Source organism: Bacillus sp. J14TS2 (genome assembly GCF_018333015.1).
Classification (GTDB): domain Bacteria; phylum Bacillota; class Bacilli; order Bacillales; family Bacillaceae_C; genus Lederbergia.
On the sequence record NZ_BORE01000001.1, the window covers coordinates 143,534 to 164,497 of the forward strand.

Consider the following 20,964-nt stretch of genomic DNA (forward strand, 5'->3'; position numbering starts at 1 on the left):
TTTATAGCCGCTCTATTAAATATTCCAGGCCAATACTGTCTTCCCCCAGGATACAGTTAAATCATTTTCAAAGGCTTCAACAATTTCTCCAATTGTTGTAATGGATTGAACAGACCCAATAAGTGTTGTCAAATAATCGACGATATCAGGGAATTCTTTCATCAATTCCACTGTATCAACAAAATCATTACGACCACTCCGACTGCTTCCAATAATAGTAATTCCCTTTTCTAATACCATTCTAGAATTCAATTGAATTGGATATTCTGATACTCCCATAATAGCAATCGAACCCTCAGGATAGATATGATCTATAATCTGGCTAATAGCCGCTTCACTACCTCTACCGCCGACTGCCTCAAACGCATGGTCGATCAATAAATCCTCAGGTATTTCATCAATTTGGTAAGCTTCATCCACAAAGGAAAAATGGTCTAGTTTATATTGGTTTTTGCCGAAGATAATGACTTTGCTGTTCGGGTACTTTTTCTTCAACAGTAAGGATGTGATATAACCTAAATTGCCATCTCCCCAAACGCCCAATACTTCTCTTCTTTTGTGTGCCTTAACTTCAAACCGGGTAATAGAATGTGTTGCAATTGTAATTAATTCTGTAAACGCTGCTACTGCTGGATTAATATCTTCAGGTAATTCAACTAAGCGATCCGCTTTTAAGAATACATAATCCTGCATAAAGCCATCATATCCACTTGAACGAAATTTACTAGAACGTAAATAGTTTTCTGCACAATACTCATCAATTTCTGTAGGAGTGTTAGGAATCATTACAACTCTTGCCCCAATTTTAAACTTACCTGAGCGATCGAAAACGACTTTGCCAATTCCTTCATGGATTAGAGCCATTGGCAATTTTGCACTCATGGCCTCTTTCCCTCGAGTACCTGTGTAATAGCGCTGATCCGCAGCACAAATAGAAAGGAACTCAGGTCGAACTACTACGTAGTCTGATTGTAAGCTGCGATCCTTATAAGTTACCTCAAATTGTCGGGCAGAAACTAATCGATAAACTTGATTGATCATTGTGAAATCCGCTCCTGTATAATCGCATTTGCTACTTTTAAATCATAAGGGGTGGTTAATTTAATATTAAATACTTCTCCTCTTACTAATTTTACCTTTTCACCTTTTAATGCGAATATTTTACAAGCATCTGTCAAAATACTTTTTTCATCTTGATCAAGTGATTTATAAAGTTCTACTAGCTTTTTAATATTAAAACTTTGTGGGGTCTGTCCTTGAAACATAGTGTCCCGAACAGGGATTTCTGTAATAACCTCTTGATCATCAGAACGAATGATTGTATCAATGGCTGCAATCACCGTATCGACAGCTGAATATTCTAAAGCAGCGTTAATATTTTCATCTATAATTCTATGAGTTAAAAATGGACGAACAGAATCATGGGTGACAATAATGTCTTCATCATTAGCCCCAAAATTCTCATTAATATATCTAACCCCACTCATAATCGACTCGTTTCGATCTTGCCCACCTGCCACAACGACAACTTGATCTGTTTCACCAATATATTTTTTTATAATGTCTTTTGTGTGGTTAACCCAGTCTTTACGTGATACAATAATAATCTTATCAAAACGATCATTTAATAAAAACTTCTCGATGGTATGAATGATAATTGGTCTATTATTTAGCGACAGAAATTGCTTTGGCATATTGACATTTCCCATTCTCGAGCCGTTTCCACCTGCTAAGATTTCTGCATATATCACTGTCATATCTCCTTTTATCTACGTTTATATATAACTAAATTTTTTTGTTGAAAGATGTCACAAACTCATAGTAAATATACACTTCTTTTCTCATTTTATCAACAGAGTCATAGATTGTATAGGAATACATCAAATAAACTCATCTGGCTCAGATGAGTTTATTTACAGTTTAAACCTTATACGGAAATGTTAACTTTAAGTAAGAAATTGTTTTTAAATAAGTGACAAGCTATTAAGGATACCTTTATTTATTGTCTTTTAATGAATACTGTTTTTCAAAATACTCTTTATATTCTCCGCTAATAATTTGTATCCACCATTCCTTATTATCTAAATACCATTGAATGGTCTGAGCAATACCAGTCTCAAAATTAAACGTTGGTTTCCACCCTAAATTTTCTAATTTTGTAGGATCAATTGCATATCGTTTATCATGACCTAATCGATCTTCAACAAACTTAATTAAGCTTTCTGATTTATCAAGGGCACTTAGAATAGTTTTTACTACTTCAAGATTTGTTTTCTCATTATGCCCCCCGACATTATAAACCTCACCATTGCCGCCCTCATGTAGAACTAAATCAATCGCAGAGCAGTGATCATAAACATGAAGCCAATCCCTAATATTTTTGCCGTCACCATAAACTGGAACACTTTCGTCATTTAAAACTCTTGATATAGTAAGCGGGATTAATTTCTCTGGAAAGTGATATGGCCCATAATTATTGGAACAACGAGTAATATTAACTGGTAAACCGTATGTTTCAAAGTATGCTCGTACTAATAAGTCAGAAGAAGCCTTACTTGCACTATATGGACTATTGGGTTGAATGGGAGTATCCTCCGTAAAGAACACAGTTGGGTCAAAATCTAATTCACCATACACTTCATCTGTTGATACATGAAGGAATTTAGATACATTGATATGTTTAGAAGCATCTAAAAGTATTTGTGTTCCTAATACATTTGTTTTTATAAAGACCTCTGGATCTGTGATGGAACGATCAACATGACTTTCAGCCGCAAAATGAACAACATAATCAAATTTTTCTTTTTCAAATACGTTCAAGATTGTTTCTCTATCACTTATATCTGCTTTTATAAAATGATAATTAGCGTTGTTTTCTATTTCTTTGTGCTTTGTCAAATCTCCTGCATATGTTAGCAAATCTAGATTATAAATATCATAATCTGGATATTTATCCACCATATACTGCACAAAGTTTCCTCCAATAAAACCTGCTCCACCAGTAACTACTATCTTTTTCTTTAACATAACTATTTCACCTCATGGTTTAACTCATTCAAAAAGTGTGTTAATGCATCTTGCCATTTTGGTAATCTCGTAAATCCATTATCCTGAAGTTTTGTTTTAGCCAATCTTGAATTTTTTGGTCTTACTGCCGGAGTAGGGAAGTCTATTGTTGGAATAACTTTAACCTTGACTCCTTTATTACTTTGCTTAAAGATTTCCTGAGCAAATTGGGCCCAACTACAAAACCCTTCATTTGTCGCATGGTAAATTCCATACTTCTCTGTTTGAATCATGTCAATTATTAACTTTGCTAAGTCATACGTATAGGTTGGTGAGCCAATTTGGTCCCCCACAACACTTACCTCTTTATTAGAATCTGCTAATCGTAGCATAGTTCGTATAAAGTTCTTCCCATTCAAACCGAAAACCCAGGAAATTCGAACAATAAAACTATCTAGTGTTTTCTGAACTATTTCCTCGCCTTCATATTTTGTTAAACCATAATAGTTAATTGGGGTTGTTTGATCGGTCTCCTTAAACGGGGTTTCACCTTTCCCATCAAAAACGTAGTCAGTACTGACATAAAGAAATTTAGCACCAACCTTTTTTGCTACTTCTGCTAAATTTTTTGTTCCTTCTACATTCACTTTCCAACAGGTTTCTCGATCATCCTCTGCTTTATCAACTGCTGTATATGCAGCGCAATGAATAATAGCATCTGGATTTAAATCTTCTACATATTTGTTTACTTTTTGCTGTACAGTTATATCTAAATCTTTACTTCCAACACCGTACATCTCAAAATTGTTTCTTCGCCCCTCTTTTACTACATCATAGCCTAATTGCCCTGTATAGCCTGTTACTAGAATCTTCATTCTACTTCTCCTCATAGAAAAAATTGATCTCAGCTTCTTCTAAGCTTGGTGCATTTTGGTCCTTTTCCGACAATATTGGTTCGATCCCCATAGGCCATTGAACTTCGATTGTAGAATCATTCCACATAATTCCTCGGTCACAATCAGGAGCATAATCGTTATCCACTTTATATTGGACTTCGACGTCCTCAGTAATAGTCATAAAACCATGGGCAAAACCTCTTGGAACTAATAATTGTTTCTTATTCTCAGCGGAAAGTTCGATTCCATACCATTCACCATATGTAGGGCTACCCTTTCTAATGTCTACTGCTACATCAAAAATAGCACCTTTCGTACATCTTACAAGCTTAGTCTGTGCTTTTGGATTCAATTGATAATGTAATCCGCGCAACGTTCCTTTTGTGGCAGAGTAGGATTGATTATCTTGCACGAAGTTTAAATCAATTCCTGCTTCTTTTAATTTAGAATAACTATGAGTTTCCATGAACCAACCTCGGTGATCCCCAAAAACAGCTGGTTCGATTACTTTGACGCCTTCTAAATTTGTATCAATAATTTTCATTAATTTCACCTCTAGTATTTAATGTCCCCATTCGCAACTTTTAATAAGTAATGGCCATATCCTGTTTTAGAAAAGGCTTTTGCTGAACGAAATAATTCTTCTTGCGTTATCCACCCATTAATATAGGCTATTTCTTCAAGCGCGGATATTTTAATACCTTGATGTTCTTCCACTGTTCTTACGAAGTTTGTCGCAGCTACCAAACTTTCATGTGTTCCTGTGTCCAACCATGTATATCCACGTCCCAATAATTCAACATGGAGATCTCCAAGATTTAAATATTCTTCATTTATAGAAGTAATTTCTAATTCTCCACGATGCGAGGGTTTTACATTTTTCGCAATCTCGACAACTCGATTATCATAAAAATACAATCCAGTTATAGCGTAATTTGATTTAGGTTTATCAGGTTTTTCTTCTACACTAATAACTTTTCCTTCATTATTAAATTCGACAACACCGAATCGTTGCGGATCTGGAACATGGTACCCAAAGACAGTAGCTCCGCTTTTCCTGTTCGTGGCTGTTAGTAATTTATTTCTTAAACCACTACCATAATAGATATTGTCTCCTAAAATCATAGCAACTGAGTCTTCTCCAATAAAATCCTCGCCAAGAATAAAAGCTTGTGCTAACCCCTCTGGTTTTTCTTGAACTATATATTGCAGACTTATCCCATACTGAGAACCATCTCCAAGCAAGGCATTAAAGCGTGGTATATCTTCTGGTGTCGAAATAATTAATATGTCCCTGATTCCTGCCAACATTAATGTAGATAACGGATAAAATACCATTGGTTTGTCATAAACAGGCAGTAACTGTTTACTCGTTACCATCGTTAGTGGATATAGTCGTGTCCCACTTCCTCCGGCTAAAATAATGCCTTTCATTTCATCATCCCCTACTAAATTATATATATAGTTTCTAAAAAACTAGTATCGAGCACCTTAATTTTTCCTTAATACCAAAGTATACAGTTTTTAACTAATTTTATAAAAAACTTGTCAAACTCTGTTACCTTCGACAATTATAACAAATTCCATTTAACATGCATAATCTGTCCATCTACATAAAAGTAATCATCTACGATAATGTTAAAAAGATGCATGTTGGACATCTCCAAAATGCATCTTTTCAGTACTAAATGTGGTAATTCAGGCATAAAACCTATTTAACTACAATATAATCACCAGAAACCCAGCCTGCTATACCATCCACTTTAACTTTATACCACCCACCATTCTTACCAATAATGGTTACCACCGTATCTTTAGGTATAATTCGAATAATGCTATTCGTCGTCTTTGGTCCGGTTCTAAAGTTAAGATTGCTTGTTGTAATAGCGGCTTTACCCTCTAATGCACGATCAAGATCATATTGAGCATCGCCCGTCGGTTTTGGAGATGCACTTGGTTGATTTTTAAACTTCGGTATATCAAAGTGCAAAATATATGATTCTAGTAAGTTGTATATATTTGCCATTCCAATGGTTTGTGATTCAGCCCAAGCCACATGTGTAGCATATTGGTGCGTTGCTGGACTAGCTGGATTCCAGCGCATTTTATATAATGTATCTTGACCTTGGTCAAGATATCCTTTCGATATAAACTGTGCGCCGCCCATAATCGCATCTTCTACCTTAAACCATCCTTCTTGATATGCTCTTACAGAACCCAAAATATTTGGATTTTGATCGAGAGCTCCAATACCAAAAGCATTATATGTTGTTTTAATATTTTTGGCGTTTTTTGGATTAAACTTTTTATCTTCGGTAATATTCCAATTACATCCACCTGCAGCATTAATTTTACATTCTGCAATATACGTTCCTTTGGGTTGAATTGAAACCCATTTATTCTTGCTTATCTCTCCCACTTGAATAGTACCGCTTGATAGAATCGATAAACCATTAGCTGTTTCATGAAGAGCATGGGATATTAAATACACTTCATTTATATTATATTTTTTACCAGCATTAATAAATGCCTGCGCCTGTGTTTTGCCAGAAAAAACCCCTTTACCTTTAAGGACCTTATCATATAATTCTGTAACACTTAATCCAGCTGTTTTTGAAAGGTTAATGAATTGTAGATAGCTACTAGAATCCTTTGAAAAGTTGTTCGGATTAGCATAATATTCAACAAATTCCCTACTTGCATATAAAAGTCCAGTACCGTCAGCCTTAGGAGTTACGGCCATTTGCATATCTATCATATCTGAAAAATTAATAAGATAGTCTGTATAATTTTCAACTGTTCCTATTTTTTTGAATGCATCCTCTTTATTTACGGATTGACCTTTACCTTTTGACACTAACTTAATTTCAATGGCCTCTAAACGTCTCGATAATCCTTGCGAGCCTGCTTCCATTCCGTTCTTAGCCCAGCCTAACCAGCCAAAGTTTTGAGCATGTACACGATAGTAAACATCAAAATGGTTTGCTATTTCACCAGTAAGATTAATTTTAATGCCTTCCAGCCGCTTGCTTTCACCACTTGTTCCGGATACAGCACCGTTAGAGACATTTTTCAACCACCCTTTACTTTGTACGTGTGTGGAATATGTAATTCCTCCGCTATAAGGAGCATCTTTCAGAGCAATCTTAACCGCTTCTAAACGTTTTGCTTTTCCAGTTGTTCCACTCATTGCCCCGTCTGGTACAGAATTTATCCAGCCATGTGTTTGAACATGTGTTGAATAAACGACGGATGGTTTTGTAAGAGAAGGCCTAGCTGTTGAACCGGGGGCTTTTTTTCCTTTTTCAATCAATTTCAATTCAACGGCCTCAAGACGTTTAGATAAACCTTCTGTCCCAGAGATTTCTCCATTTTTCGCCCAGTCCAACCATCCAAAAGTTTGGGAGTGAACGCGATAATACACATCATAGTGTTTTGCAACTTCACCAGTAAGATTAATTTTAATGGCTTCTAAACGTTTACCTTGTCCAGTAGTACCCGATGAAGAATTGTTAGAAACACTGTTTATCCATCCTTTACCTTGAACATGACTAGAATAGGTAATTCCTCCACTGTAAGGAGAATCCTTTAAACCTATTTTGATCGCTTCCAAACGCTTGGATTCGCCTTCGGTACCACTCATTACCCCATCTTTAACCGCGCTCATCCAGCCATTGAATTGAACATGTGTAGAATAGGTTACTGATGGCTTTGTAAGAAAAGGCTTATTTGTGGAACCAGGAGCCTTACCACCTTTTTTCACAAGTTGGATTTGTATAGCTTCTAATCTTTTAGAAAGCCCCTCTGTTCCTGCAGGTTGACCATTTTTTGCCCAATCTAACCAACCAAACGTTTGGGAATGAACTCGGTAATAGACCTCGTAATTTTTTGCATTTTTACCAGTTAATTCGATCTTAATTGCCTCTAGCCGTTTGTGTTTACCAGTAGTTCCACTTGCTTTCCCTGCAGAAACAGGATCTTGCCAACCGTATGTCTGAACATGGGTAGAATAGTTCAAACCTAAATCGTTCATATTCTCGATAGAAATTTTAATAGCTTCTAAACGTTTGGCTTCTCCAGTAGTTCCACTTAAAGTTCCATCTTTAACTGTTTTCAACCAACCATGAGTTTGTACGTGAGTTGAATAGTTAATGGAAGGATTTTGATTAGATTGTATCATATAGTTTTTGTTTACTGTTTCCTCAGACTGCTCTTCAGGTGTAGTTAGAGGTTCTTCTGATGGTGTTTCCTCTGATGATGCTTCTTCTATTGAATCTACCTCTACTTCAGTAATCTTTTCTTCATCTTCTTCTATCTCAACTTCTGAAGATTCATTTATTGTTTCTTTATCTTCTACAGGATTTAAAGATTCATCTTTTATTTCATCATCTTCCACTGAATTTAAGAATTCATATTCTTCTTCTGTGATTTCAACCTTTTGACTATCTTCTTCTATTAAATAATAAGCTGTTCTTTGATCAATCACAGTATTATACTCATCTATGATTTTCACATCTTCAATAGATGTGCCATTTTCATTCTCAGCAATGATATCCGTCTCGGTGTTTAATTCAATAGGATTAACCTCTTCAATCTTAAATGAATCAGATTGTACTAATCTATAATCAATCTTTTTATCTTCTGTTATAACAAGTTCATTGCGTTCGGTAGTAACATCAAGAGTGACCTCTTCAGTTGAATTAGTCATCTCGGTATAGATTTCAATTTTCCCACTAACAGATGATTTCGATTCGTCTGTCCACCCTTTTAGGATTAATTTTATATTTTCACTAATATCTATTTCTTGTTCTACACCATCATATTGAATAAAGTGATAACTAAATTCTTCCCCAAAGTCTTTTGTTCCTGCGCTGTCTAATTCGTATGCAAATGTCCCTTGTAAGAACAACACAGAAAACATCAATAATATACAACTTAGTAAACTTATCTTTTTTTGCATCATCAATCTCCCTAAATTTATGTTTTACGTAATTAGTAACTTTATTAAATACAAAATGCTTTTTCTTAATCTAGTTATAAAACAAAGACAAAAGTACCATTGAGACAGTCTAAATGTTTTTCGTGATTTCCACCTCTTCCACACCAAATTATAGTACATAACACCTATATACCTTTTAGAGTTCCGAATGAAATAATTAGATTTAAACCTAGTAAAGTAAATCGATGATTCAGATTAATCTTATGTGCTAATGTCGTAGCACAAAAACTCAAATCATGTCATATATTAACATATACTTCCACATTACTATATAGAGAATCAATAGAAAATTAGTTCTTTATAATCAGCGACTTCAAGCTAACCTCTCCTATCCATAACTTTTTTACCGGTAGTATTTATCTATTTTTATGCTAAAATAGTATATTGAATTGGAATATTTTTGCTAAAAAACCAATTTGAAACTAGATTAGCAGGGAGAATCAGAATGCAAAAAATTTTACTTTGTAATTTGTTGTTAATGCTTCTTATGTTTAATGGAACTAATGCCTTTGCAGTGGAAAATCCCACTGAACCAAAGGATGGGGAAGAAACTAATTACTACTCCATTCATTACAATGGTGAAGAACAAGAGTTAATTCTTGAAGAAAATAATATTAAATTAATTTTAACAAGCTGGTCGGATGAAACTAAGTCAGAAGTTAATGCTCAATTGCAAGTTGGTGATCAAACATCCCCATCAAGTTCTAGAAATGAATTAATATTGGAAGTGACAGAACATCCCATTGAGCTTAAAATAATGGAGGATAAAAGTATTTATTATACCCTGCATCCTTCTGATTTATTTCATGTAGAAGAAATAAATTTACCAGATTCTAATATCCCAACAACTGACGAAGTTGAAAATGAAGGTGAAAGTGAAGATGAAGATGGTAATTCTACAAATGGAATTACTGACACAGATAAAAATGTAGCCGAAGAAGAGGCTGAGTCTATAGAAGAGGAAAAATCAGAGACTGCGCCTGAGGAAAATGAAAATTCAACAGATACGGAATCCCCAGCCATGGATATCACAAGCGCTAGTGAACCTATTCCTTACAAAACGAAGATCCCATTATTAGCTATTCCTCTCACATTCAAGGAATTGGTTGGCAAAATCCTGTTTCCAACGGGGAAATCTCGGGATCTTCTGGTAAAGCTAAGCGTTTAGAAGGGATTAGAATTTCAATTGATAATGCAAAAGATTTGGGTGTTAAATACACCACTCATGTTCAAAGTTATGGATGGCTTGATTATGTTTCTGATGGAAAAATTAGTGGTACTACCGGAGAATCAAAACGTTTAGAAGCGATTAAAATTGAATTGTCTGGTAAAAAAGCAAAAGATTACGATGTCTATTACCGTGTTCATGCACAAACTTTCGGTTGGCTTGGATGGGCAAAAAGCGGAGAGCCTGCTGGAACAGTAGGAATTTCTAAAAGACTGGAAGCAGTCGAAATAAAAGTAATCGAAAAAGGAGCTAATGTTGATATTTCAACAGGGAATTCGTTTATTAAGAAACCTACTATCGCTTACTCCACCCATGTGCAAACTTATGGTTGGATGAACAAAGTCACAAATGGAACATTGAGCGGAACAACAGGGAAGAAAAAGCGATTAGAAGCAATTAAAATCGATTTACAAGATTCCAATTACTCCGGGGAGGTAATCTACTCTACGCATGTTCAGAATATTGGTTGGTTAAAGAATGTATCTAACGGTGCTGTTTCTGGAACAATTGGACAAGGTAAACGAATGGAAGCCATTAAAATCAACCTCACAGGAGAGGTTGCAAAATATTATGATGTATATTATCGGGTTCATTCTCAAAACTTTGGGTGGCTAGGCTGGGCCAAAAATGGACAATCCGCTGGAACAGAAGGTTTATCGAAGCAACTTGAGGCTATTGAAGTTAAATTAGTAGCAAAGGGGGGAAAAGCCCCTGGGTCAACTGCAAATCGATTTTTGACTAAGCCTTCAATTGTTTATTCTTCACATGTTCAAACGTATGGTTGGTTAGATTCAGTTAAGAATGGAGCAACAAGCGGCACAAACGGTCAATCAAAACGGCTAGAAGCAATTAAAATTAACTTAAAGGACTCTCCATACTCAGGTAATATTATTTATTCCAGTCATGTTCAAAGTCACGGTTGGTTAAACAAGGTTTCCAATGGAGCGATAGCTGGAACAAATGGACAAAGTAAACGAATGGAAGCCATTCAAATTAATCTTACGGGCGAAATTTCAAACCATTTCGATGTGTATTATCGAGTGCATTCCCAATCATATGGATGGCTAGGTTGGGCCAAAAATGGAATGAAAGCTGGATCAGAAGGTGCTTCCAAACGCTTAGAAGCTATCCAAGTAAAACTAGTACCTAAAGGTAAAGGTCAATCAGTAAAAGCGAGCGAGGCATTCAAGCAACCGGCTAAAATTAAAGTCTTTCTTGATCCAGGACATGGTGGTTATGATACGGGAGCCATAGCTGGAGGGGTAAGGGAAGCTGATTTGAACTTGACCGTGGCAAAAAAAGTTGAAAAATTATTAAAAAACCGTGGCTATTCTGTATATATGTCACGAAACAACGATAATTATGTCGACCTATATGATAGACCAAGAATGGCAAATAATTTAGATGCAGATATATTTATTAGTATTCACCATAATTCAACAGCTTCTACCACAACTATTGTGAATGGGATTGAATCTTACTACTATGAATATGATAAAGAATATCCTTCAAAAATAAACAAGGATATGCATAATGATCCTCAAAGAATTAAAAAGAGTGTAACATTAACAAATTATATTCATCATAATATGCACAGGAATACCGCAGCAGTAAATCGTGGAACACGCGGGGCATCATTTGCGGTAGTACGTGAAGCGAAAATGCCAGCAACATTATTGGAACTTGGGTATATTAATAATGTATCTGAACGCATTAAACTAGTTACAAATTCATATCAAGATAAATTAGCTAAAGCTATAGCCGATGGTGTAGATCAGTACTTCAATAGCTATTAATTTTAAAAAGGCCAGGAATAAAAATATTCCTAGCCTTTTTATCATACTATTCCACAAAGCTTATTTCAGATTCTGCAATAAATTCCGTATTCATAATACCATCTATATCTACTGGGCGAAGCTCAAACCATCCCTTAATTAAAGGATATACAGTTATTTCATCGCCTTCATTAAAGTGATTAACCTTAATCGCATTCTTTGAAGGTCTAGCATACGAATAAACATCATTATTTTTAATCATTGCTTTCTTTTTTGAATCTACCATATTATCATCCTTTTACTTAGTCAATTTCACATCAAACGAAAGATTATCATGATTTTTAGTAAAATATGCTTTAACTGTATATTTCTTTCCAAACGAATGTATAGGTTCAGTCATTATTTCCTTTTTAGGAACTGCTTCTCGCTCTTTATTAGACTGTGTAATTTTGTCTATAAAACCTTTAGCTTCATGTATACCTTCTTGATGCCTTGTTTTTAGGTCATTGCTTCTTGCTTGTCCCAACCTTCTTCTTTTTGTATATTCATCTATAATTCCTTCTATAAAGACATCCCACGGTCCAGAGGATTTCTCATCTATAACGAAATCTCTGTAATCAACCTTAAAACTGAATTGGCCTGACTCTTTTAAAAGATTATTTTTTATTCTTTTTTCTATTCCGGAGCTTCTGTGAACAAGAATTAACTCATGTTTTACATCCATATTGATTAAAAGGCTCTGATAAAACTGTCCACATATTTCAAAATGTGTATCCCCTACCACAATATTATTAACAAAAACATCTGATTTATTAAGATGATTTACTGAATATTCGTCATTATAAGCTAAGTGTTTTCTAGAATATTTAAATCTTGCGCAAATCCAACCATTTTCAACCCTCGTCACTTGGTTCGGACTAACTTTATCCATTTGCTTATGAACCATCAATAATTTATGCAAATCATTTTCCTGTGCAATTAACACTAAATAATGGAAGCGAGACGGTAATAAATTGATCAATTCATCATTTACATGGTTATCAATGAATCTTTTAGTTTCACTTAACCATTCAATTTTTTGTTCTGTTGTTAACCTTTTCGTTAAAAGATAACTTCTTAATCTACTTGCATGAAGGAATCTGTTTAAGAAAGCCGCAGATAATTCCGTTTTATATAGAGGGCTTAGCTCTGACTCTTCTATACTCTTCATAATATTATTAAACGAGTAATAAAAGTTTTTAGCCGGGAAATATTTTAGACTTAGATTTTCGTCTCCTCTTTTAACAACATAATAATATTCATAATCAGATAAAACTGTAATAACTTTAGCATTAACAAAAGACTGCATAACGAATAACTGATCTTCACCTACGACAGCTTCTTTATGAAAACGTATATCATATTTCCTTATAAAATTAACTTTAAACATTTTATGTGGTGCTAATGAGAAGACCAAATTATGTTCTAAAATCTCAGCTCTTGGTAAATTCCCATATTTAAACATAGATTGCGGAACATTCCTTCCATTAACCCCTACATACTTACCAAATATAACATCTGAATTATTTTCTATTGCACTCTTATAAAATCTTTCTAGCGTTTCTTCTCCAATAAAGTCGTCATTATCTAAAAATAAAATATATTCACCTTTTGCAGCATTAATTGCATCATTCCTTGGTAGCATGGGGCCGCCAGAGTTTTCAGTTCTATTAATAAGCTTAATATTATTATGACTTTCCATATACGATTCTACAACCTTAGTGCTATTGTCGGTTGAGACATCATTCACACAAATTACTTCAAACTCACTACTATCCATTGTTTGATTTACTAAAGAATCTAATGTTACATTTAAATGTCTTTCCGCATTATAGATTGGGATAGCTACAGTAATTTTCAAACCTTTCAACTCCTATAAGCAATCAATATGCTGATCTTTTAATAATCTTCACTACATTAACATTTTATAGAAAAAAAATATTTGGTCAAATTTCATCTCATATAATTCGAATATTGTTCACTTTTATTGCAGTTATATATGTATAAAAAAGGAATAAAAACATTACCATAGCCTATAAAATGTTACATAGGATCAATTAGACTTTCTTCAGTGATAGAAAACAATACTCAGATTTACATCCGGTACAAGAAAAAACTCTATAATAGTAGGATGTGTCTACTATTATAGAGGATTTGATTCAGTTAAACTATTGTATTTCCTGCTCACCAATGTTCAATATTAATTGATCTACAACACGCTTACTTGCTTTACCATCAAGTTCACTAAAGAAATATTCTCTAAAAGGAGGAACTTTTTCAATAGCAAAATCATTATTCTTTATATGTTCAACTAATTGTTTTGAGGTTTTCACTAATTTCCCTGGAATAAAAGATTGGTATTCATAATAAAAACCACGAGTACTAATATACTCTTCTACATCATGGGCAAAGAATAGCATGGGTTTGTCCAATAAAGAAAATTCAAAGCATATGGAAGAATAATCTGTAATTAAAAGATCAGTGATCAATAATAAATCATTTACTTCTCTATAATCGGTAAAATCATAAAAGAAATCTGCATACTGATAAGGAATATTGATTTTATTTAAAACAATAAAGTGAAGTTTAAATAGAAAAACATACTCATCCTTTAAGTTTTCATAAAGTTCTTGGAAATTCAAAACCTCTATAGGATAGTGTGCTTCTTTTCTTCCTCTTCCTCTAAATGTAGGGGCGAATAAAATAACCTTTTTCCCTTTCAAAAAGGGATATTGCTCGTATAATTCCGCTCTTTTTTGCTCTTTATATTCCTCATCAAAAAACATATCGGTACGAGGAATTCCTAAAGGATAAATTGTTTCTGGGCTGATATCGAACCCTTCCGAGTAATGTGGAACAATATGTTTTGAACTTACAACAGCCTTAGTATAGTTACGATGATCTTTAGAATTAATCTTAGGACCTCCTGGCTGTCCTAAACGGCTATAACCAAACTTTTTAAAAGCTCCTGCTCCATGCCATAGTTGTATTAAATCAGTTTTAGATCTGATTTTTAGAGGAGAAAACATTGGATAATTTTCTTCTAACAGAATAAATTTAGATGTCGCTGCAAAATAAGCTAGTTTAACAATCTCCGAAAGACTTTTTTTAACAAAACTGTTTTCCTTAAACATAAACTTATATTCATAGTTTAATTGACGATTTTGTATTTCTTCATATACAAATTTTTGATTACCGCCGATTTCTTCTCGACTGTCTGACGCGAATAAAATCCTTGTGTCCTTTACTGGAAGTAGATTGAAAAGATAGTAAAATAATACAAAGACTTTCGACCTCAAAATTCTGTACAGAATACCAGGTTTTTCAGTCCTATTCTTAACATCTCCATAAAGTAAACTTGGATTTAAACTCTTTACTTTTATTGACTCAAGCAACATACTTTTCGAATCTAAATCATAGGTTACCATTAAATTATTTTCAATTTGCAATTTTGCGGAGAAAAACTTTAATTGTGCTGTATGAAAATCATTTTTCAAAAATCTTCGAATATCACCGAGAGGTATTCTCTCTTTTATTACCACTTGATTGTTTTGCAGTATTTCAATTTCTATAAAAGTCTTATATGCACCTGGTGGTAGGGGTCTGTTTTCATGAGCGTTAGACAAGTTAACGCTTCCTTTATATCCTGCCCAAACATACATAGAATCCTCAATACTTTCATTTATATTTAATACACTCATAGGAATATCTTCCAGCATATAGCAAAAAAGAGTTTCCACTTCTTCCTCATGATCATTTAATTCTTTTTCTAAGAGCAATTTCTTTCTAACATTAAAACTGTTTGTCAAGGGGATTCCTTTAATGTAACAATATCCTTTAATATCTAAAATTGATTCATTCCAATTTAGATCCATTATGCTATTTTTGGCTTCATAGAACTTATCTTGAAAAATTTCTTTAGAGTTTTCATTTGACTTAGATAGATTTGTATTTTCTGACATAAGCTATACTCCTTTTAATCATAGAAAATAAAATCAGAAGAAATAAATGCGATCTCTACATATTCAATTTTCATCTTGGACTTAAAATATAAGTTATTGAAATTCCCTATATACTCGTTCCTATCTTAGTACACATAATATGAGTCATCTCTAATGCATTTGAATGGCGTGAAGCAATATTTCCTTTTACTCCTTAATTAAGATCACAAAGTTAATTATGCAAAAAAGATAATACTTCACTATAATTAGTTATTATTTATATCTATCTCTCTCATTGTTGGTTCAGTGCCATCTTCAGAATAGTTATGTTTACGTGCCTAAATTCTTAATAAATATACACCTTTCACTGAAAATTTTCAACATTCTTTTAAGTCGGTGAACACACGGAATATCTGTAAATAAGCTTATTTGACGGCACTATATAATCTATATAAATCCCTATTTGTAGTTTAGCTAAATTATATTTTCTTCCTCTAAATACTGCACAATTCTTTCCGTATTTTTCCGATCATCAAACTTATTAATTCTTAAATACCTTTCTTGATACTCTCCTTCTAAAACATAATTACGGGCTATAGCATTCTTTACATACTCGACTAATTCTTCGGTCGTATTCGCGATTGGCCCCGGGGCATTTTCTTCATTGACAGGAGGGATTGCCTTATAGTTTGTAATTAAATAATCCTTTTCTTCCCAATAAAATATCGGATAAGCACCTCTAAAAATTGCATCATAAATAGCGGAAGAATAATCAGTAATAAAAACTTGTGCTTTTTTTAAAGCTTCAGAAGGATTGCTTTCAATTATATCCTTATACTCCGGAATGTTCTCATAAATGAATTGCGAAAATTTATTGTGAGGAACAATTAGCAATCGATCAAGCAGTTGCGCTTTTTCAAATGCTTCCACTATCTTCATAATCGATTTGTAATACGTTGTTTTCTTTATTTCATTGTTATATATTAATGATTCTTCCCAATATCTATATGTTGGCATATAGGCAATTTTATTAGCATTTTCATCAAGCTTTGCAAAATCTAATGTTGCTAAACCCGTTAAAATTAAATCTTGATCACTATACCCCATCTTGTAAAATTCATTCGCTTCTAATTCAGAACTTATCACTGATTTATACATATTATACAAATTCTTATCTTTGTGAAATCCGAAAGCCATCGGGTTGTCCACAGGCTTTGCAAACATAATACCATGTTGTAAAAAGATAAGGGGAACGGACATTATTTTGCTTCTAATTTCATCAATATATAAGCGATCATTTAACAAATGATTAGATAGCTCACTCGAAATAAAATATTTTGCTCGAAATATATTCAAATAATGCCTAAAGCTATATTTGGCAATGATATTTGTTCCATATATTTCTTTTAGTTCGGCGTATCGATTGGAATAAGCGTTAATAATAAAAAAGTTTTCAGATGCTGTTGGACTTTTCTTCATTACTTCTTCAAATACACGAAATCCCGATTCATCCGCTTTTTCACTTTTCTTTTCAAAATAAAGATTCACGTTTTTTTCTTTCGATGGAAACAACCTTGATGCAACATGAGCAAATTTAATCTTAATTCGATTAATCAAGTGATATTCTTCACTGAACGGGACAACGGTTGCGGTTAAATTTCCACCTAAATTTGTTCTTATTACCATTAATTGATCATCTTGCTTTTTAAAAGAAAGCGTGGTCGCTTTTTTATCTCTTTTTCTTCTTCTTAAATTATGAATTGGGATCTTTTCGTCGCCTACCAATAGGTTATTGTGGATTCGGCCATCTACCATTAAAGATTTTATTGGTACTTTAAATAGACCGAACCTTTGCAAAAATTTAATCGACTTGAATGGTCTAAAAAACTTCCCGATTCTTTGATCTGCATTCTGTAAATATAAATATTCATATTGGCCATGCGCGTGATAAGCGTAGTGCGTCATACGCCCGAAAACGTATAAATTTCTTTTAGTCAAAATCACCCTTAAGTTTGTTTGATTTCCCGTAACCTTATATGGATCACCTTTTACTATATAAATCCCTCTGTGACTACTGAAGATATAATAGCGAGTCTTATTAATACTAAGAATGGACAATATATTCTCTTTGCTTCCATTTTTCACTTGATTATGGTTAAGTAACTTGTATCTTTTCCCTCTTGGTAGGGATGTAAATTTCACTTCTTTTAAAGCATTCTCACTAGTTATTTGAATTGTGTTTTTACTCAACAACTTTATGTCCAAATCTTCATGAGGTTTGACAACTTTTAAAAAAATTCTATCTACAATAAACTCTTTACGGAACAAGTCATAGGTAATCACAATATTGTATTTATCATAATTTATAATGGATATAACAGTGTACCTAAATTCCGTTGTTGTAAAGCCCATATCATATTGAAATTGAAGCTGATTTCTGTTATTTGTCAGAAAGTCATCGATTTTAAAGAGAATTTCCCCGTTTTGATCCACCATACCTATTCGCGCTGAGCCTAGTTGGTATACTCGTGTGGATGGATAAAAGTTTTCTATATCAAAGTTAAAATAATTTTCATTCTTTATGCTTGTAGAGATTTCTTCTTCTTCTAAAATACAGTAGACCACGTTGTTATACGAATATAAAATGAAAATGACATTTTCATTAGGAGCATACTTAAGGAGCTCCTTATCGTTAATCTCTAATGTTGCTATCTGCTGTGGTACATTTAAATGAAGGGAAAGGATATCAATAGAAATGATTTTATTATCTATTTTTGAGTACAACTCTATTGATTCAGGATGGCTTTCAACAACTTCAAATGTGGAATCATAAATTTCCATTTAATAAACACTCCATTTTTCGTTTCCATAAAAATTAATTACGAATTCTTTATGACATTTATCTTTTGATCATTTCCACGGCTTTATACTTCCGATTTGAAGATCCTTTTAAAGGCGAGGATCATTAAATATTTTTTTGTACTTAACCGTTCAATATAATTTCATTTATTACTCTTTTACTTGCCTGACCATCTTCTAAGGAACAAAATCTCTCATTGAACTCGATTGTAGTCCTTGGTGGAATATAACCATTTTCTTCTATAAGTTTAATTTCTTCAATTAAATCATTTGTATTTTTAACAAGAGGTCCTGGAGCTTGATTCTCAAAGTCAAAGTAGAAGCCTCTTAATTTATCCCTATAATCTTCTAAATCATAGACATAAAATAGCATAGGGCGTTTAAGATTGGCATAATCAAAAAAAACAGATGAATAGTCTGTCACCAGCATATCTGAAATAACATAAAGCTCCCTTATATCCTCATGATTAGATAAATCAATAACAAAATCCTCCATCCCCGATAAGTCGAGACTTTCAGAAACGAGATAATGTAATCTAAGGATTAAGATGTATTGTTCTCCCAAATCATTCTTCATTTTTTCTAGATCTAAATGAAGATTAAATTTATATTTTCCTTTTGTATAAAATTGATCATCCCTCCATGTAGGAGCATATAAAATCACTTTTTTATTAATGGGGATGCCTTCTCTTTTTTTTATTTCTAGAATGGTTTTTTCATCGTTATGATTTATTAAAAAGTCATTTCTGGGATATCCTGATTCAACAATTGCTTTCTTATAATTAAAAGCACTCGTGAATATTTTTGTTGAATATTCGTTTGGCGATAGTAAATAATCCCACTTGGTTGCCTCACATGTGAAATTTTGTTTGTATTTCACTGTATTTGTTCCCGGCATATGTACTTCTTCTATATCCGCACCTAACCTTTTTAAAGGCGTTCCATGCCATGTTTGAACATAAATTGTCTCCCTTGGCTTTGGAATCCACAATGGCAGCCTACTGTTCACGATCCAATACCGGGCTCTAGCCATTTTCATTAACCACTGAAACGAGAAGCGTTGTAGACATCTTATGTTATGCCTTTTTCGAAATTGTTCCAGGTACCTCTTGTCTATACTCCAGTACATTTCATATTCAAAATGATGCTCTAGCAAATATTCATATATTGCCCTTGGATTATCACTGTATTGTTTTCCATGAAAACTTTCAAAAATAATAAGCTTTTTTTTGGGGGGGAATTGCCCAATAAGCTTAAACACAATTTTATATAAGAACAGCATAGACTGACTGCGGAAAACTTTACTCAAAAATGACGACACTATATCGCTTCCTCCTCTTTATTCCCATAAATTCAGCTGACTTTCTCTTTCCAAAGCAAAACTTCAGTTTATAAGAACGAATAACAATTTTATCTATCGAGCAGGCTATTAAAAGAAAACACCCTTAAGCATTCAGTAATTGAAAAAAGCTACCAAACTGGAGAGGTGTTTGATACAATAATAGCGAAAAACAACAAAAATCAGCAACGGCCAAATGAAATAGGCAATACGAATGGATTTTCCGATTACAAATATTACAATCGGATTGCTTTAGAGCCCATTCTTCAGAATTCAAATGAAAGAATTGATCATTTAATCCTTTGACGAATTTACCTGTTATTTGTATTATTAACATCACTAAAGCATTTATGCTTAATAATTAGAAGATCCACTTACTTTGGCTTTTAATTGTTTATGAAATTTCACTTTAGCAAGGAATTTTGAAGTGATATCGTGAAAAGGATATAATAATGAAATACTTCTTACGGAGGTTCCAAAATTGAAGAAAGCAATAACCTATGGAACATTCGATCTTCTCCATACTGGACATATTAATATTTTGCGGCGGGCAAAAGAGTATGGGGAGTATTTGATTGTAGCCATTTCAACGGATGAGTTTAATGCGATTAAAGGAAAAAAAGCGTATTATTCATACGAACAGCGTAAGGCCATTTTGGAAGCTGTACGTTATGTAGATGAGGTGATTCCCGAGAATTCTTGGGATCAGAAAATAGATGATGTGAAGAAGCATGATGTCGATGTGTTTGTTATGGGGGATGATTGGCGGGGGAAGTTTGATTTTTTAAAGGAATATTGCGAAGTGGTATATTTGCCAAGAACGGTTGGCATTTCCACAACCAAAATAAAAGAGGATTTGAATAGAAAGAATAATGGTTAGAG

The 20,964-nt window shown here is 33.5% G+C and carries 15 protein-coding genes and 1 pseudogene; 4 read left to right on the forward strand and 12 right to left on the reverse strand.

The window, feature by feature from the left end:
- Positions 1-15: 15 nt before the first annotated feature.
- From KI375_RS00620 to KI375_RS27750, 7 genes are all read right to left on the reverse strand, one after another.
- Positions 16-1,041 (reverse strand): ribitol-5-phosphate dehydrogenase, encoded by a 1,026-nt coding sequence (locus KI375_RS00620; RefSeq protein ID WP_212971631.1) that lies wholly within the window; start codon positions 1,039-1,041, stop codon positions 16-18.
- Complete coding sequence (locus KI375_RS00625) at positions 1,038-1,751, reverse strand: IspD/TarI family cytidylyltransferase (RefSeq protein ID WP_212971632.1); 714 nt, start codon at positions 1,749-1,751, stop codon at positions 1,038-1,040. Before KI375_RS00625 ends, KI375_RS00620 begins: the two co-directional genes overlap by 4 nt.
- Positions 1,752-1,995: 244 nt before the next feature.
- Positions 1,996-3,027, reverse strand: coding sequence for a dTDP-glucose 4,6-dehydratase (gene rfbB, locus KI375_RS00630; protein ID WP_212971633.1), 1,032 nt, complete (start codon positions 3,025-3,027; stop codon positions 1,996-1,998).
- 2 nt (positions 3,028-3,029) lie between these two features.
- Positions 3,030-3,881: a dTDP-4-dehydrorhamnose reductase gene (rfbD, locus tag KI375_RS00635; protein WP_212971634.1), complete on the reverse strand. Its 852-nt coding sequence runs from the start codon at positions 3,879-3,881 to the stop codon at positions 3,030-3,032.
- A gap of 1 nt (position 3,882) precedes the next feature.
- Positions 3,883-4,446 (reverse strand): dTDP-4-dehydrorhamnose 3,5-epimerase, encoded by a 564-nt coding sequence (rfbC, locus tag KI375_RS00640; protein WP_212971635.1) that lies wholly within the window; start codon positions 4,444-4,446, stop codon positions 3,883-3,885.
- An 11-nt stretch (positions 4,447-4,457) separates the two neighbouring features.
- Positions 4,458-5,336, reverse strand: a complete 879-nt coding sequence (gene rfbA, locus KI375_RS00645; protein ID WP_212971636.1) for a glucose-1-phosphate thymidylyltransferase RfbA — start codon at positions 5,334-5,336, stop codon at positions 4,458-4,460.
- Positions 5,337-5,613: 277 nt separating this feature from the next.
- On the reverse strand, positions 5,614-8,862 hold the full coding sequence (locus tag KI375_RS27750; protein ID WP_212971637.1) for an SH3 domain-containing protein: 3,249 nt from the start codon (positions 8,860-8,862) through the stop codon (positions 5,614-5,616).
- A gap of 484 nt (positions 8,863-9,346) precedes the next feature.
- Between KI375_RS27750 and KI375_RS27245 the strand changes: the two genes are divergently transcribed.
- Together KI375_RS27245 and KI375_RS00660 are read left to right on the forward strand one after the other, a co-directional pair.
- Complete coding sequence (locus KI375_RS27245; RefSeq protein WP_244852133.1) at positions 9,347-10,069, forward strand: hypothetical protein; 723 nt, start codon at positions 9,347-9,349, stop codon at positions 10,067-10,069.
- A complete protein-coding gene (locus tag KI375_RS00660; protein WP_374706788.1) occupies positions 10,036-11,925 on the forward strand; it encodes an N-acetylmuramoyl-L-alanine amidase in 1,890 nt (629 codons plus the stop codon). Before KI375_RS27245 ends, KI375_RS00660 begins: the two co-directional genes overlap by 34 nt.
- Positions 11,926-11,971: 46 nt before the next feature.
- On the opposite strand, the gene KI375_RS00665 is transcribed toward KI375_RS00660, so the two are convergent.
- The 5 genes and pseudogenes from KI375_RS00665 to KI375_RS00685 form a co-directional block, all read right to left on the reverse strand.
- A complete protein-coding gene (locus KI375_RS00665; RefSeq protein ID WP_212971639.1) occupies positions 11,972-12,190 on the reverse strand; it encodes a hypothetical protein in 219 nt (72 codons plus the stop codon).
- Positions 12,191-12,202: 12 nt separating this feature from the next.
- Positions 12,203-13,804, reverse strand: coding sequence for a glycosyltransferase (locus KI375_RS00670; protein WP_212971640.1), 1,602 nt, complete (start codon positions 13,802-13,804; stop codon positions 12,203-12,205).
- Positions 13,805-14,111: 307 nt separating this feature from the next.
- Complete coding sequence (locus KI375_RS00675) at positions 14,112-15,905, reverse strand: CDP-glycerol glycerophosphotransferase family protein (protein WP_212971641.1); 1,794 nt, start codon at positions 15,903-15,905, stop codon at positions 14,112-14,114.
- 453 nt (positions 15,906-16,358) lie between these two features.
- Positions 16,359-18,725 carry a CDP-glycerol glycerophosphotransferase family protein gene (locus KI375_RS00680; RefSeq protein ID WP_212971642.1) on the reverse strand — a complete coding sequence of 789 codons (2,367 nt, stop codon included), beginning with the start codon at positions 18,723-18,725 and terminating at the stop codon, positions 16,359-16,361.
- 142 nt (positions 18,726-18,867) lie between these two features.
- Positions 18,868-20,013 (reverse strand): annotated as a pseudogene (locus tag KI375_RS00685) (CDP-glycerol glycerophosphotransferase family protein); the annotation flags it as partial.
- Positions 20,014-20,229: 216 nt separating this feature from the next.
- Here KI375_RS00685 and KI375_RS00690 point away from each other — a divergent pair.
- Both KI375_RS00690 and tagD read left to right on the forward strand, forming a co-directional pair.
- Positions 20,230-20,388, forward strand: coding sequence for a hypothetical protein (locus tag KI375_RS00690; RefSeq protein WP_212971643.1), 159 nt, complete (start codon positions 20,230-20,232; stop codon positions 20,386-20,388).
- Positions 20,389-20,563: 175 nt separating this feature from the next.
- Positions 20,564-20,962: a glycerol-3-phosphate cytidylyltransferase gene (gene tagD / locus KI375_RS00695; RefSeq protein ID WP_212971644.1), complete on the forward strand. Its 399-nt coding sequence runs from the start codon at positions 20,564-20,566 to the stop codon at positions 20,960-20,962.
- Positions 20,963-20,964: the final 2 nt, after the last annotated feature.